The sequence below is a fragment of the Paenibacillus sp. MT86 genome (assembly GCF_058792535.1).
Window position 1 is genome coordinate 97,890 of record NZ_CM179499.1, and the last position, 14,030, is coordinate 111,919.

General features: G+C 48.2%; 15 protein-coding genes, 1 pseudogene and 1 riboswitch. Of the genes and pseudogenes, 8 read left to right on the top strand and 8 right to left on the bottom strand.

Annotation, left to right across the window (positions count from 1 at the left end; translation table 11 throughout):
- Positions 1 to 140: 140 nt before the first annotated feature.
- On the bottom strand, positions 141 to 1,334 hold the full coding sequence (locus tag AC3RCL_RS00445) for a transposase (RefSeq protein WP_028407136.1): 1,194 nt from the start codon (positions 1,332 to 1,334) through the stop codon (positions 141 to 143).
- Between the two features lie 148 nt (positions 1,335 to 1,482).
- Here AC3RCL_RS00445 and AC3RCL_RS00450 point away from each other — a divergent pair.
- From AC3RCL_RS00450 to AC3RCL_RS00465, 4 genes and pseudogenes are all read left to right on the top strand, one after another.
- Positions 1,483 to 1,608: pseudogene (locus AC3RCL_RS00450) on the top strand (GMP synthase (glutamine-hydrolyzing)); the annotation flags it as partial.
- Between the two features lie 429 nt (positions 1,609 to 2,037).
- Positions 2,038 to 2,379 carry a hypothetical protein gene (locus AC3RCL_RS00455; protein ID WP_009595528.1) on the top strand — a complete coding sequence of 114 codons (342 nt, stop codon included), beginning with the start codon at positions 2,038 to 2,040 and terminating at the stop codon, positions 2,377 to 2,379.
- Between the two features lie 104 nt (positions 2,380 to 2,483).
- Positions 2,484 to 2,633, top strand: a complete 150-nt coding sequence (locus tag AC3RCL_RS00460) for a hypothetical protein (RefSeq protein WP_009595549.1) — start codon at positions 2,484 to 2,486, stop codon at positions 2,631 to 2,633.
- 307 nt (positions 2,634 to 2,940) lie between these two features.
- On the top strand, positions 2,941 to 4,026 hold the full coding sequence (locus tag AC3RCL_RS00465; protein WP_096777283.1) for a hypothetical protein: 1,086 nt from the start codon (positions 2,941 to 2,943) through the stop codon (positions 4,024 to 4,026).
- 77 nt (positions 4,027 to 4,103) lie between these two features.
- On the opposite strand, the gene tadA is transcribed toward AC3RCL_RS00465, so the two are convergent.
- Positions 4,104 to 4,598, bottom strand: a complete 495-nt coding sequence (tadA, locus tag AC3RCL_RS00470; RefSeq protein WP_213581022.1) for a tRNA adenosine(34) deaminase TadA — start codon at positions 4,596 to 4,598, stop codon at positions 4,104 to 4,106.
- 360 nt (positions 4,599 to 4,958) lie between these two features.
- Here tadA and AC3RCL_RS00475 point away from each other — a divergent pair, with 360 nt between their 5' ends.
- Both AC3RCL_RS00475 and rluF read left to right on the top strand, forming a co-directional pair.
- A complete protein-coding gene (locus AC3RCL_RS00475; protein WP_096777285.1) occupies positions 4,959 to 7,253 on the top strand; it encodes an ATP-binding protein in 2,295 nt (764 codons plus the stop codon).
- 34 nt (positions 7,254 to 7,287) lie between these two features.
- The gene (gene rluF, locus AC3RCL_RS00480; RefSeq protein WP_036662880.1) at positions 7,288 to 7,989 is read left to right on the top strand and encodes a 23S rRNA pseudouridine(2604) synthase RluF; all 702 of its coding nucleotides are present in this window, start codon (positions 7,288 to 7,290) and stop codon (positions 7,987 to 7,989) included.
- 123 nt (positions 7,990 to 8,112) lie between these two features.
- Here rluF and motB read toward each other — a convergent pair whose 3' ends face one another.
- Together motB and motA are read right to left on the bottom strand one after the other, a co-directional pair.
- Positions 8,113 to 8,919 (bottom strand): flagellar motor protein MotB, encoded by an 807-nt coding sequence (gene motB / locus AC3RCL_RS00485; protein ID WP_009595545.1) that lies wholly within the window; start codon positions 8,917 to 8,919, stop codon positions 8,113 to 8,115.
- Positions 8,903 to 9,703, bottom strand: a complete 801-nt coding sequence (gene motA / locus AC3RCL_RS00490; protein ID WP_009595558.1) for a flagellar motor stator protein MotA — start codon at positions 9,701 to 9,703, stop codon at positions 8,903 to 8,905. Before motA ends, motB begins: the two co-directional genes overlap by 17 nt.
- Before the next feature lie 191 nt (positions 9,704 to 9,894).
- On the opposite strand from motA, the gene AC3RCL_RS00495 reads away from it, so the two are divergent.
- Both AC3RCL_RS00495 and AC3RCL_RS00500 read left to right on the top strand, forming a co-directional pair.
- Positions 9,895 to 10,188 (top strand): hypothetical protein, encoded by a 294-nt coding sequence (locus AC3RCL_RS00495; protein WP_009595521.1) that lies wholly within the window; start codon positions 9,895 to 9,897, stop codon positions 10,186 to 10,188.
- A gap of 107 nt (positions 10,189 to 10,295) precedes the next feature.
- Complete coding sequence (locus tag AC3RCL_RS00500; protein WP_009595556.1) at positions 10,296 to 10,610, top strand: 4a-hydroxytetrahydrobiopterin dehydratase; 315 nt, start codon at positions 10,296 to 10,298, stop codon at positions 10,608 to 10,610.
- A 100-nt stretch (positions 10,611 to 10,710) separates the two neighbouring features.
- On the opposite strand, the gene AC3RCL_RS00505 is transcribed toward AC3RCL_RS00500, so the two are convergent.
- From AC3RCL_RS00505 to AC3RCL_RS00520, 4 genes are all read right to left on the bottom strand, one after another.
- The gene (locus AC3RCL_RS00505) at positions 10,711 to 11,067 is read right to left on the bottom strand and encodes a c-type cytochrome (RefSeq protein ID WP_006207476.1); all 357 of its coding nucleotides are present in this window, start codon (positions 11,065 to 11,067) and stop codon (positions 10,711 to 10,713) included.
- Positions 11,068 to 11,228: 161 nt separating this feature from the next.
- Positions 11,229 to 11,729 (bottom strand): GNAT family N-acetyltransferase, encoded by a 501-nt coding sequence (locus tag AC3RCL_RS00510; protein ID WP_492534114.1) that lies wholly within the window; start codon positions 11,727 to 11,729, stop codon positions 11,229 to 11,231.
- A gap of 505 nt (positions 11,730 to 12,234) precedes the next feature.
- The gene (locus AC3RCL_RS00515; RefSeq protein ID WP_012818351.1) at positions 12,235 to 12,708 is read right to left on the bottom strand and encodes a C40 family peptidase; all 474 of its coding nucleotides are present in this window, start codon (positions 12,706 to 12,708) and stop codon (positions 12,235 to 12,237) included.
- 4 nt (positions 12,709 to 12,712) lie between these two features.
- Positions 12,713 to 12,848: riboswitch (cyclic di-AMP (ydaO/yuaA leader) on the bottom strand.
- A gap of 346 nt (positions 12,849 to 13,194) precedes the next feature.
- The gene (locus AC3RCL_RS00520) at positions 13,195 to 14,022 is read right to left on the bottom strand and encodes a hypothetical protein (protein WP_492534116.1); all 828 of its coding nucleotides are present in this window, start codon (positions 14,020 to 14,022) and stop codon (positions 13,195 to 13,197) included.
- Positions 14,023 to 14,030 lie beyond the last annotated feature (8 nt).

Below are 14,030 nucleotides of genomic sequence, written 5' to 3' on the forward strand. Positions count from 1 at the left end.
TTGTTGGGTTGTGTTTAATTGAGCATTTTGCATAATTCCGAATTTGGATAAATCATAGGAAGAACAGACATTGTCTCGTCTCTAAATCACGCGTTTTCTGAAAAAGGACAGACCTCCAGAATTTTTGAAGTTTGAACTTTTTAAGCGGCGGCTTGCTTTCTTCTCGAAGCAGTTGAGAGCGCAGATACGAGTAGGACGATGGCGTTCAAATACTGCTGCGTAGTGACTTTTTGAACGCCCCAGACATGCAGGCTATCCGCGGACAAATACGTTTTCATTCGAGAATTGCACCGTTCCACGCTGGTTCGTTCATTGTAAAGCTCTTTCCAGCGCTTGGTATCGCGATGCGGATTACTATATCGCCTTAGATCGTCCTTCGTATCGACTTTGACGACCATGCCATAGTTGGACGCTGAGCAAGTGGCCATGCCTAACGGGCAATCTACTTTGCCTGTGGCATGCGGACAACGAAACTTCAAGTAATCGCCGTCGGCGCCCCAGTAAGTCATCGCGAACCCCATCGTACAGCAGGGTGTTCCGTTTGTCGTCATGCCAGCGGGCGGTTCTTTTTCTCCCCGAGGATTGAGAGGAATAATGGCTTGAGCGTTCACCTTTCGAGCCGCTTCGTACACTTTCATTTGGTCATAGCCCGCATCAAGCATGAAGAATCTCGTGCGTTTATCGACAGCAACCTTCTCAATCAGGCTCGGCGCCATTTCTCCATCATTCACATGCGCTGGCGTGACTTCGAGCGCAAGTGGAAGTTCGCTTTTCGTATCCACCGCCAAGTGGAGCTTATAGCCGAACCAAGTCACTTTATTACCGAAGGAGTCGAACTTCGCTCCCCAGTTCGCATTGCCCGTTTGCTCGCTTTTTCGCTTAGGCTGCTTCTTTTCGTAAGCGTGAATCGAGGCACTGTCGATCGCAACATGATTTCCGTCGATGATGCCGTCTTGCTTGCAGCGATTGACCAAGTCTTCGAACAACTGTTTGGCCAGCTCTTTCTTCGTCAGCTCGGCAAAGACTCTGCTTAATGTAGCGATGGATGGAGCCTCGCGGTCGAGTGGAAGTCCGCATTGATAGCGAAACCTAAGATCGGTACTCAGTCGATGATGTAAACCAGTAAATGTCTGGATACGTTCTAGAGGAGCAGCAAGAAGGGCGCGCAAAATGCCTTCTCTGCAATGCCCGTCGGCTCCTCGGGGTGAACGACTTCTCAGTTCTTTCGCGTAAGGACGGAGGTCCAGCACACTGAAAAAGATCGGCAAACGATCTTTTGACTCGATTTTTAGCAGTTCCTCAAAGGAAAACAGACTTTCTTGGAGAATATACAAGAGACTTTACCCCTTCTTGAGTTTTCTGGATTGGTCTCTTGAAAACTTCTGCAAGTTGGGGTAAAGTCCCTTTTTTATGCCTGAAAATCCTTGCGTAGCAAGGGCTTAGATTACTGCAAAATACTCAATTAAGTGTTTTTTAGTTAATTCATTTACCGTAGGTATCCGTGCAGTAACTTCCATTGACGGCATGACAGCGGGTTGGGCGCGTATCCCATGGGATGATAAACGTCAATTAAATGAACAACACGCCGACCGTATGGTGAACGAAATTTGCAGCCCCTGATCTGCAATGATTGAATTTGATTTTACAGAGGTTGACTCATGATGTTGAACATAATAAGATGAAGTTATCCAACGGTCATGTATCGAATTAAACGTTTTAACTCAGACCGCTGTAGCGGTTTAACAATAAAGTGCCATAAACTCAGTCAGCATAAGTGATGGCGGGTTTTTATCAAGAGGGGCGGTCTTGAAAACCGTTAGGGGGCAACTCCACATGGGTTCGAATCCCATCCTCTCCGCCATACATATACAAATGCAAGCCGTTTCCTTAGGGGAACGGTTTTTTTATGGTCTTTATGCCTTTTTTACCAGAGGAGAAATGCATAGAAGGTTCAGATCTAAGCACTTTATGCTTGGGGGACCTGCTGTATAAAACAGCGCCTGTTATCGCAATTTATAGAGAAGGGGAGGTGTGAACATGAACTCAGAACTGAATGTCGATCAATCGACGCTGGTCAATGCTTGGCAGGAAAGGCTGCCGACCATACTCAAACCGGGGGATCGTGCAGAAGTGGCAGCAGACGAAGGAGATCCGAACGCCATCCGCATTCACATTGGCGCAGCAGGTCGTCAGGAGTATTCGTTTGATTTTCAATGCACCTATGTGGATTCCCGGGAAGTGAAGGTCGCTCTGATCGATGTAGAGCGTGATGGCGCGACGACGGATGAGCGCAATGAGAACATACAAGGCATGGTGGGCGATTATACGCGTCATATTCATGAGTGTGCTCAAACGCTGCAGCAAATCACGCATCACTAAGTTCCATGAATGAATGTGAAAGCTGTGATGCTCCTTTCAGACCGAAGCATCAAGGCCGTTTGCGTAGAACAAACGCTGTGATCCATGAAATGGAGGGCTATCAGATGAGTAAACCAAAGTCGATTCCGGTGCCTGAAGCACAGGAACAACCGAGGCAGCGGAAGGACCATGACCGGGGCGGCCAGGAGCCGCTGTCAGGCTCGCACAGAGCGAAGATCCGCAAGCAGGATGGTCATTATAATCCGGAGGGCTAACAGCCTTTAGGAGCAAAATACGAAGGCGCCAAAAATCAAGAATCGAGAGAACTTCCTGACATTCGACAGGAAGTTCTTTTTTTCGATTTGAAACCTTTTGCTTCCAACTTCCGTATTAGTGTTCAAGTGTAATATTTTGGGGCCCCACCTTATTCGCATGTTAAGAAGTTTGAAATTAAGATGGATGGAAAAAGAAAGGAAATAAAATTTCAGCAAATATTCCAGAAAGTGTTTCTCATTTTGGTTAAATGGTTTATGATTAGAAGGTCTGTTATTTTTTTGACTGTTAGAGGGGAGAGAAATTTTAATGAACAAGAAGTTTGCAGCTATCATGCTGACACTGCTGCTCACGGTGACAGTTGTGCTTTCCGGCTGCGCGAAAAAAGAAGAGCCTAAGGCGGCAATGACCAATGCTGCTACGAACGCTATGAAGATGACATCCTACGAAATGAAGAGCAAATTTGTCATTGAAGACCTTCAAGTTAACATACCTGCAGTTGAAGGCGATCCAAGCGTAACACAGGCGATGACGATGCTGAAGAATGCGGAGGTTACACTGGACGGGATCTACCAGGCTGAGCCAATGCAAACCGAAATGAACATGGGCATCAATTTGAAGGGTGACATGGCGATGTCCTTCAACATTGATATGGTGATGACGAAAGAGAAAATCTACGTTAAAGTGCCAAGCATTCCTATGCTGCCGTTCCCGGAAGACGTTGTTGGCAAGTTCCTCGTGATGGACATGAAAGAGCTTGCTGAGCAATCCGGCGAAACATTTAACCCAGAAACCCTGGATACCGAGAAGTCCCAAAAATTCGTTAACGAAATCCTTGAAGCTGTGCTGAGCGAATATGACCAAGCGAAATACTTCAAAGAGATCAATGTTAAAGATGCCGGCCTTCCAGAAGGTGTTGACGCTAAACAAGTGGTACAATTCTTTGTAACCAATGATAACCTGAATGAAGCATTGGATATTATGGTAAACAAGGTTGCACCTAAGGTTGTTGATATTGCAGCTAAAGACGAGTACCGCGAATTGCTGGGTCTGACCCAAGAAGACATCGATGCTGCCAAAGCTGAAGTGTCCAACGTTAACCAAGACGAATTCAAAGCGGGCTTGGAAGAAATGCAGAAATACCTGAAAATCAATACATTTAACATCAACACGGCTATCGATAAAAAAGATTTCCCTGCGTACCAAGATGTTGTGTTGAACGTTGATTTCAATGATCCAGAAACGAATGAGAACGTGAAGTTGGCTGTGAAGGGCAGCACCCAATACAACAACATCAACGCGAAACAAGAGTTCAAAATCGGTATTCCAAAAGACGCTGACGTCATCACGATGGAGCAATTTGAGGAATCCATGAGCCAAATGAGCACTTACTAATTTTATTCATCTAAGACAAGAAAACCCGGCCATGACGGCCGGGTTTTCTGTGTTCATTCCTCTTTCGGTACATCAAATCATATTTTCCCGCGTAAACGCCGAAAGAACTGAGTCAGCAACGATGCGCATTCTTCCTGCAGCACGCCGTCCACCACGTGTGTCCGATGATTAAAGCGCGGCTCTTGAAGCAGATTCATCAGTGTGCCCGCACAGCCTGCCTTGGGATCGCCTGTGCCGTAGATGAGCTGCGGAACCCGGGACTGAACGATGGCACCTGCACACATGGGACAAGGCTCCAGCGTCACGTATAATCGACAGTCGAGCAGCCGCCAGGCTCCAAGATGCCGGCTGGCCTCCCGGATCGCTACCATCTCGGCATGAGCCGTCCCATCGTAAGTCGTTTCACGCAGATTATATCCACGGCCAATAATGTCATCGCCCCGTACGATGACAGCACCAATAGGAACTTCACCGAGCTCTTCGGCCTTCCGGGCTTCCGCGATGGCTTCTCGCATCCAGCGTTCATGATTTTCGTTATCCACAGCCAGTGGGTCTATTGAATGTGATATCAATCTAAAGTCTCCTTTCGCTGCCTGCTAAAACCCTGTATTTATACCCAATGTTCAACGAACATTTATTCGTTTGTTAACATGATGTGGACAGAATTGTGGATAAGTAAAAAATTATACACAAAGTTATACACATTATCCCCAGATAAGTTGTGTATTTGTGCGCAATCTGTGGATACGTCGTTTTATTTATCGGGATTAGCCTCTTATATTGTAAGGATTCCCTAATTCAATAGCAATCGATTGCGGAAAAAACGCGTCAGCCGCAATACGGCTTGTCTTTTCAAACGTTCGTGATCAAGGTATCATGAGGGTATATATTCACAAGTCGTCGATGTGACAGCAGAAAGGTGAAGATGCCACTTGTCGATTAAGACGAAATTATCGATGATCATGTCCATATCGGTATTATTTATCCTTCTGCTTAACATTACGCTGAATTATTACACGACCCAGGAAAACCTGCAGCAGGATAGTGAAACCAAAATGGTAATGGCCGCCACGCAAATCGCCATTACGGTTCAGCAAACCGGCTTTAGCTCTGCGTATGTGGATAACATTTTCGGGGATATGCTGAAGGTAGCAGCAGTTAATGCGGCAAAGGCCTTAGATCCCGATATTAACAATATAACCAATCAGCAATTGGCCGAATTAAGTAAAGAGATCGGTGTGACCCACATTTCGCTGCTGGTTCGAACCAACGATGATATCGTTGTTGCCCGTTCCTCCTCCCAAGACGAAATCGGCCTTTCCACAAAAAACTGGGGGTATTGGCATACCGCATTTCTGGAATTGTTCCAGCATGGCAAAGTCGTGTCCGTTACGGAGGGGCAGCGGTCCGAGCATTTCTGGTCCGGACCGTTCGAGTTCTCCACATCCAATCCGGAGTTCATTGATAAATGGGGATACTATTATGATGGCAAGCGGAATTATATTATCGATCCCTACATCCGGAATTCGAATATCAAGGATTTTGTGAAGATCACAAGCCCGAACACCGTGGTAGAGGAGACTTTGAAATCGAATCCGCGGATATTGGAAGTGACGGGCATCAACCCCGAAACGTTTGGCAATGAATATATGAGAGAGGATGGAACGGACGATGTTCACCACAAGCTCCGCAATCGACCGATCACGTTCGGCACCTACAATTATGGGAGCCTGGATCAAGATACGGAAGCTGTGCAGAGGGCCGTATCTACCAGCGACAATGTGGTGTTTGTCAGCACCATCAATAATAAGAAGGTGTTAAAAAGCTTCATTCCCATCCTGTCCGAAAATAAACCGACCAGCGTGATCAGCGTCGTCATGGATTATGAAGCCATCTCTTCCGTGATGAGGGAGCAGATGATCAGTCTGGTGGCTATTTCACTGGTTTTGCTCGAAATCGTGATTTTTGGCAGTTACATTGTGGCGGGTTATTTTACGAAGCCGATTCAGGCCATCCTGGGCACCGTAAACGATGTATCGGATGGTCACTTCGATCGTAGACTTGAGGTTAGCAGCCGGGACGAGCTGGGGCAGCTTGCAGGCCGCATCAATGCCATGACCCGCAATCTGGGTACCTACACGAGCCAGTTGAAGCAGATGGTGGATGAGAACCAGTCCGTTAAAGAATATTTAGAGTCCGTTATCAATCAGACGGCCGATGCCATTCATACAACAGACACTTATGAACGCGTGATCAGCGTGAATAAAGCGTTTGAGCAATTATACGGCTGGAAGGCGCACGAAGTGGTCGGGCGGAAGCTTGCGCTTGTGCCTCCGGCCAAAGAGGAAGAGGAGAAGGAACGCATCCGTCGTTTGCGGGCTGGTGAGCGGCTTCCGCCGGTGGAGACGGTCCGTCTGCGCAAGGATGGAAGCACGATTGAAGTGAGCATCAGCACCTCGCTTGTGCGGGACGAGAACGGCGAGGTTACCTCCATGATTAGCGTATCCCGCGATGTGACGGAACGCAATCGGATCGAGGAGCTCCTGCGGCGTTCGGAGAAGCTCAATACCGTGGGGCAGCTGGCTGCCGGGGTTGCGCATGAAATCCGGAATCCGCTTACGACCCTCCGAGGATTTTTGCAGCTTCAACAGCAGACTCACAAAGCGAATCCCGATCATATCGACCTGATGCTGTCCGAGCTGGATCGAATCAATCTGATCGTCAGTGAATTTCTGATATTAGCCAAGCCTCAGGCGATTAATTTCCAGGAGAGGGACGTGGGCGTCATTATGGGGGATGTCATCTCCTTCCTTGACAGCCAGGCGCATCTGTACGGCATCGAGTTCAAATTGGATTTTATTGAAGAACCGACCTTTGTGCATTGCGAAGAGAACCAGCTCAAACAGGTGTTCATAAATCTGCTCAAGAATGCCATTGAAGCCATGCCGGAAGGCGGCAATATATGGATTAGGCTCACACGCCCGCAGGCCGAACAGATACAGATCGATATTCGGGATGAAGGTCAAGGCATTCCGGAAGACATGATGCCGCATCTTGGCGAACCGTTTATTACGAATAAGGAAACGGGCACAGGACTCGGGTTGATGGTAAGCCAGCGCATTATTCAGGGCCACCGGGGGACGATGGAAATCGAGAGTGAAGTTGGCGTAGGCACGAGGGTAAGTATTGTCCTGCCTGCGGTACCGCAGAAAACAATCGAAGGCTGAACATGAAGTAGTTACAGATAAGGGGATGGCATCTTTGAGAATCAATAAATTTATAAGCGAAACGGGATATTGCTCGCGTCGTGAAGCGGACAAGCTGGTGGAGAGCGGGAAGGTCACCATTAACGGGGTGGTTGCGGTCTTGGGCAGCCAGGCCGAGGAAGGCGACGATGTGCGGATCCAGGGAAAGCCGCTTCAGGACAAGAAGAAGCATGTATATATTGCTCTTAATAAGCCGGTCGGAATTACGAGCACCACCGAGTCGCATATTAAGGGCAATATTGTAGACTTCGTAGGCCATAACGAACGGGTTTTTCCCATTGGACGATTGGATAAGGACTCCGAAGGACTGATCCTGTTAACGAATGACGGAGATATCGTCAATAAGATCCTTCGCTCCGAAGGAAAACATGAGAAAGAATATATTGTGACGGTGGACCGTCCGGTTACGGAATCCTTCCTTCGCGGAATGGCCGGCGGCGTCAAAATTTTGGGGGAGATGACGCTCCCCTGTGAGGTCACGCGTATGTCCGAACGCGTATTTCGAATTATTCTGACGGAGGGGAAAAATCGGCAAATCCGCAGAATGTGCAGCGCTTTTGGTTATGAGGTTCGAAAGCTGCAGCGAATCCGGATTATGAATATTCGGCTTGGCAGCCAACGTATCGGCTCATGGCGCGATCTCAATGACAAAGAGAAGGAAGAGCTTGGCCGGCTGCTGAACTATAAGCTCGAGTAGCAATTATAGTGTACCGGGTTTGTGAATCCCTTGTGTAAAAAGAAAACAACCGATGAGATCTGGAGGCCAGATGCATCGGTTGTTTAGGGTGTGTTATAGTCGGTTAGACCGTTCCTTTACCGGTTATTCATTAACGCTGGTAAACGTTGCGCTATCCTGGTATTTACGTATAATGGATACCTCAACCCTACGGTTCTTCGCTCGTCCAACAGCGGTGTTGTTATCGGCGATCGGATGGTATTCTCCATAACCGATCGGCATGAACCGTTTAGGGTCCAGTTCCGAGTTGGTGAGCAGAATCTTCATGAACTGCAATGCCCGATCCGAGCTTAAATCCCAGTTGGACGGATATTTGCTGTTGGAAATCGGCACATTATCCGTATGACCGGAAACAATGATCTCATAATCCGGGAATTTGTGAAGCATTTGCGATATGGCCTTGGCCAGTTTACGGGCCTCCGGCTTCACCACGGCTTCGCCGGACGGGAACAGGGCATTATCCCGGATCGTAATGACCAGCTGGGAGTGGTTTAACTTGGTGCTGAGCTCTGAGGTTAAACCGTTATTTTTAATATAATTATCGAGCTGTTTCTTCAGCTTCTCCAGATCCTCTTGTTCCTGACGCATCAACTCGGCACGACGTTGGTCGGGCGTTGTTGCTGGAACGGAAGGGGTTGTCGCTTTATGATCGTTAATATTAGGCGGGGTGTCGCTGGGCTCGGTCTTGCTGTAATCCAGCACGCCGGTTCCGCCGGTGAGAGCAACGCTGAAGGCTTCGCTCATTTCTTGAAATTTGCGTGCATCCGTCGCGCTCATGGCATACAAAACCAGGAACAGGGCCAGAAGCAATGTCAGCAGGTCTGCGTACGGAAGAAGCCAGGATTCGTCGGCATGCTCCTCGTGCGGCTCGTGTCTAGTCTTTTTGCTCACTAGCACCAGCCTCCCTCTCGCTGAGCTCAGCGCGTTCGGATGGTGTCAGGAACACGGAGAGCTTCTGATTGATTGCAATGGTGGATACACCGGATTGAATGGACAGCAGGCCTTCTACCATCATCAGTCGAATTTCAACCTCGCGCTTGGATAGGCGCTTGAGTTTGTTCGCAATCGGGTGACAGATGACATAACCGGTGAAGATACCGAGCAGGGTAGCAATAAACGCAGCCCCGATGGCATGGGCAAGCTCGCCCATGTCTTCCATATGGGATAGTGCAGCGATCAAACCGATAACGGCTCCGAGTACTCCGAGGGAAGGTGCATACATGCCGGCCTGGGAGAAGATCAGCGAGCCGGAACGATGGCGCTCTTCCGTGGCGTTGATATCTTCCATCAATACATCGCGTACGAATTCCTGATCGTTGCCGTCGATAATCATGCGCATTCCGTTACGCAGGAAGCTGTCATCGATCTCATCGACTTTGGTTTCCAGAGCCAGCAGACCTTCACGGCGCGTAATCGAAGCCCATTCCATGAACAGCTTGATCATGTCCGTCTTGTCCATCAGATTCTGTTTCACGAAGGTCATTTTGACCAGCTTCGGAATCTTTTTCAGCTCGGATAACGGAAACCCGATGAATAAAGTTGCTGCCGTACCGCCAAGAATGATTAGATAGGCTGCCGGGTTATACAAAGCGAGAAGGGAGGCACCTTTAAGAATCATGCCCACCAGTACCGCGACGATACCGATGATTAAGCCTATAATTGTTGAAATTTCCATACCACACCTCATCCGTGAGAAATAAAATAACGAATCCATTCGTCAGAACGGCTCTCATGGAGAACCGGGCCCCTTTTGTGGGGCGTTATCCTATTTATCGTCAGGTCGGGCTTTTTTTTTTAGTTGTAATTTCCGGTATAATGGAAGGAAGGGAAACGAAGCTTAGTACGGTAAGGAAAGGAGTGATTGAGATGGGTGTGAAGCACGGAAGGGATTACGGCGAAATCCTCGCGGAATTGACCGAAGCCGTCGGGCGAATTTCCGACAGCTACGTTTTCTTTGAAATGGAAGCGGAGGATTGGGGCAATCTGGGCGAAGCCGAGCGGAATGAGGTTCATGAGGCGCTGGCGGAGGATTTGTTCTATGCGCTGGGCACGGAGCCGGTGATTAGCGTCGGCAGCGGCGTGGTCATGCATGACCAGAATAACCATCGAATACATATTTTGATCGGTGAAGAAGAGTTGGCCTTTGTGGCTCTTGTGTAATCACTCCAGTTATCAACGGAAACAGGGCAGAATAGAATAGATGACAGAAGCCCATACATGTGTCAGTCGGCTTTACGATAGGTTTTTTTCGGGGAGGAAGATAAAAGATGCTTTATACGCAGCAAGAAGTAGAGGCTCATCTGGAAAAGCTTGAGGGTTGGGAATTTGAACAAGGGAGATGGATCGTCAGGAAGTATACCTTCTCCTCCTTCATGAAGGGAATCGCTTTTGTTGATGAAGTGGCAGCTATTTCGGAAGCTTTCGGACATCACCCCTATATCACCATAGATTATAAAGTCGTTACGCTGCGTCTCACTTCCTGGGACGACGGCGGCATTACGGCTGTGGATATTAAGGAAGCGCAGCAGTTTAACGAGGCCTACGAGAAAAGCCGTTCCAAGGACGGCAAATCGGGACAATAGACGGGAGACGGATCCATCCGGTCATAGCTCCCCAATATGTAAAAACACGCTTGCGCCGGGAGGTTCTCCAGGTTCAAGCGTGTTTTGCGTATAAGCTGATTTATTTTTTCTCAGCAAGGTACAGCGCGATGTTTGCGATTTCTTCAGGCTTAAGTTGATCCTTAAAGGAAGGCATACCCTTACGGCCTTTGGTTACAACGTTGAAGATCGCGTCCGCATCCATGTGTCCGCCTACTTGATTCAAAGCCGGTCCAGCGCCGCCTTGAAGTTGGTCACCATGACAGCTGATGCAGCTTGCTTTCAGTGTGGCTTCGGCTGCGGCAGCATCCAGAGTCACTTCCGGCATAGTCGGCTTCTCTTCCTGAGCTACCTGTTCCTTGCCTGGGAGCGTAAACATCAGCGCAATAGCCAACGCACATGCGACGAAGAACAATCCGCTCATGATCCATTTTTGCATCGTCATATCGTCCCTTCTATGTATACTGCACTTTTGCACTTGTCTCCATTATAAACCAACATCCATAGACAGCATAGCCAGTTGTGACAAAAAAAGCAACTATACCGCGCACCTTCATAAAAAGTACACAGAATTGTGCTTTTTCATATAGACAAAGATTACTATTCCTCATTAACCGGAGGCTCATACACCATGCAGTGGAAAAGGGAGTTTCCCGTCGGTGTAAGGCGCTCGTACGTATCGGTGATATGAAACCCGGCCTTTTCGTATGCGCGGATCGCGCGCTCATTCCAGGTCATTACCTCCAGGTCGATCTCATCGTCAGGCCGCCTCCTCCTCGCTTCCTGGACAATCGTCTGCATAAACCGTTTACCCATTCCGCGTCCGCACCAATCAGGCCGCATGCCCAGCCCGATTCGCGTAACCTCATGCATCGGAAACAGTTGGGCAAATCCCCATAGCGTCTTCCGTTCATCCAAAATCGAAATGTACTGCTCCCGGCGGATGTCCGGATCCCCAAACTCGATCTCAAGCCCCTTCATCTGCTCCCAGGGAAGAAAACCGTAAATGTTATAGGGAGGAGGATAGGTCCAGGCGCATATTTCTTTCGCATGCTCTTCACGCATGACCACCGTGTGAAATGAAATCGGTGCTGCATCCATTGGCAAAGTCCCCCTGTCGTAATTACAAATTAAATTATACCCTATTCCTCGAACATTCTAGCCGCATCAAAAAGCCCGTCCAAGAGAAGTAGGTCTCCTTTGACGGGCAAACGGATATGTATGGGCAGGACGAGGATAAGACATCGAAGCTTAGGAGGATTCTCCGGTCGACTTTTCATACTGATCGTTGCTCATGATGCGCTCGGCACCTACGTATCGCTGCTCGTAGTAGTCCTCAGAAAATAAAATCAATATTTTTCCATTAGGGTGTTTAATGAAGGGAGAGGAGGGTATATAAAGGGTAGAAGATGCAATGACTTGAGGATGCGAAGAGAATTTGCATAATAATTTTCTTTTTTTCTCGAAAAGTGGGAACTTTTTCGTTGTCCCAAACGTTATAAAGGTATACACAGAGCAGACAAAAGAAAAAGCCGCTGGATGAGATCGGCACAATCTCATACGCCCAGGGCTTCTTGTAAAGGATAAATCAATGAAGTTCCAATAATTAATTGTAGTTCACAGCTACAGACTTGTACGTAGACTGACTCATGACTCGCTTAGCACCTACGTATCGATTGGCGTAATAGCTCTGGCTCAGCGGACTGATGATGACACCGCGCGAGGATGAGGAATGAGCGAATTTGCCGCCCCCAACATAAATACCCACATGAGATACACCTCTGCCGGATGTGTTGAAGAACACGAGATCGCCAGCTTTCAGCTTGCTCTTGGCTACGGCCGTACCGACTTTGTATTGAGCTCCAGACGTGCGCGGCAGGCTTAGACCAAGTTTCTTGTAGATATAGCTGGTGAATCCGGAGCAGTCAAAACCATTCGTTGTGGTTCCACCTGTTTTATAAGAGACACCAATGGCTGGTTTGATTGCAGTATTTAATTTGGAATCGGCGAAAGCGCTTCCGGTCCCTAATGTGAGTGCGAGGGCCAGGCCTAGAGAAATGGCCGTTAACTTCTTTTTCAAAACAAAAAGCTCCTTCCATTGCCTGCGAGGTTAGCTTAAGGGTTCGGTTGAAGGTCCCCTATGATCCCTCTCTTGCGAGATCAATTCACCCAAAACGGATCCCCCGCTTCCCAATCATGGGAATTCGGCTCCTTAAAATGTTGATGAACCCATTCATTGACGTCTGACGTTCCAACATGCTTAACGAAATTACATAGTTCCAGCAAAAAGTTACAGTAAAGATGACAAAGTTGTTACTAACATATTCGTTATTTTAGCAGAGTATTAACAATTTGGCAAATGAGGAAAGCTCATTTTTATACAAAAAAACCTGTCCCCATCATGCGGAATCAGGTTTTTTTGTAATTTGGCCATCGGAAAATGTAATATTGAGGAAAAATAAACTTCTATTCTTTGTAAAATCAAGTCCGAGAGAGAAATGTGTCGCTTCCGATTACAGCATATTTACGAGCTTGTTTATCATATGATGGTAACGAAATGTAACGATTAGGCATGCTGCGAGGAAGAATCCCGCCACAAATGGTATTGGGCGGAAATTACCCAAATTTGGAAGAGTCCATTCAGAAAATAAGAGGCTTGCTGAATAATCAAGCCGATCAATCCCGCCCAGAAGAGCGATGCCGAGCTCAGGAACAAAAGAATGACGCAGGCCGATCCGCCAACGGTAAGGGATAACAGCACAGCCGTGCCCAGTCGGCGGAAGAGCGCAAGAATGGAGCTGATCATGCCGGAATTGTCCGTACGGCCGAATTGCATATAGAGCAATAACAGGCGAATCAGATAGGCGTACAGAAACCAGCCGGCTGCATGAGGCAGCGCATGAAGCAGCAGAACCGGCTCATGGATCCCGTTCAGCAGGATCGGAAGGATTTTGGGCAGAATCCAGTATCCGGGCACAAAGGTAAGAACAAGTTCGATCAGATAAAATACCGTAACGGGCTTCCATAGCTTCTGCATGCCGGTGAAGAAGAATAATCCGCGCTCGCCCTTGGCCTCCTGGTGGAGGTTATAGAAGATGCCTGCCCGAATGAGCGGGGTACATACCATCCGGATCAGGAGCAGAGCGGCCAGAAGCCAACCATAGGTATGGACCGTGCCGCTTAACGATAGACTCATCTCGCCCTCGTAGAAGAATAACAGGCGACTAAGCTCGTTAGGGGCAGAATCCGGATATCGCATCAGCAGGGGGACGACTGCCGATTTTACAAGCCGGTACAGGCAATATCCCCACAGCATGCGGTACAAGAACAGCAGAATGGAGACGTATAATTGGTCTTTAACACTGATCCACCCTTGGCCTGCATAACTTTTCATGTGCTCCC

Excerpts from the sequence above, each read along its gene's own strand:
- AC3RCL_RS00455 (WP_009595528.1), top strand. The coding sequence starts at position 2,038 with ATGAACTCAGAACTGAATGTCGATCAATCGACGCTGGTCAATGCTTGG.
- AC3RCL_RS00460 (WP_009595549.1), top strand. The coding sequence starts at position 2,484 with ATGAGTAAACCAAAGTCGATTCCGGTGCCTGAAGCACAGGAACAACCG.
- AC3RCL_RS00465 (WP_096777283.1), top strand. The coding sequence starts at position 2,941 with ATGAACAAGAAGTTTGCAGCTATCATGCTGACACTGCTGCTCACGGTG.
- motA (WP_009595558.1), bottom strand. The coding sequence starts at position 9,703 with ATGGAAATTTCAACAATTATAGGCTTAATCATCGGTATCGTCGCGGTA.
- AC3RCL_RS00495 (WP_009595521.1), top strand. The coding sequence starts at position 9,895 with ATGGGTGTGAAGCACGGAAGGGATTACGGCGAAATCCTCGCGGAATTG.
- AC3RCL_RS00500 (WP_009595556.1), top strand. The coding sequence starts at position 10,296 with ATGCTTTATACGCAGCAAGAAGTAGAGGCTCATCTGGAAAAGCTTGAG.
- AC3RCL_RS00505 (WP_006207476.1), bottom strand. The coding sequence starts at position 11,067 with ATGCAAAAATGGATCATGAGCGGATTGTTCTTCGTCGCATGTGCGTTG.
- AC3RCL_RS00510 (WP_492534114.1), bottom strand. The coding sequence starts at position 11,729 with ATGGATGCAGCACCGATTTCATTTCACACGGTGGTCATGCGTGAAGAG.
- AC3RCL_RS00520 (WP_492534116.1), bottom strand. The coding sequence starts at position 14,022 with ATGAAAAGTTATGCAGGCCAAGGGTGGATCAGTGTTAAAGACCAATTA.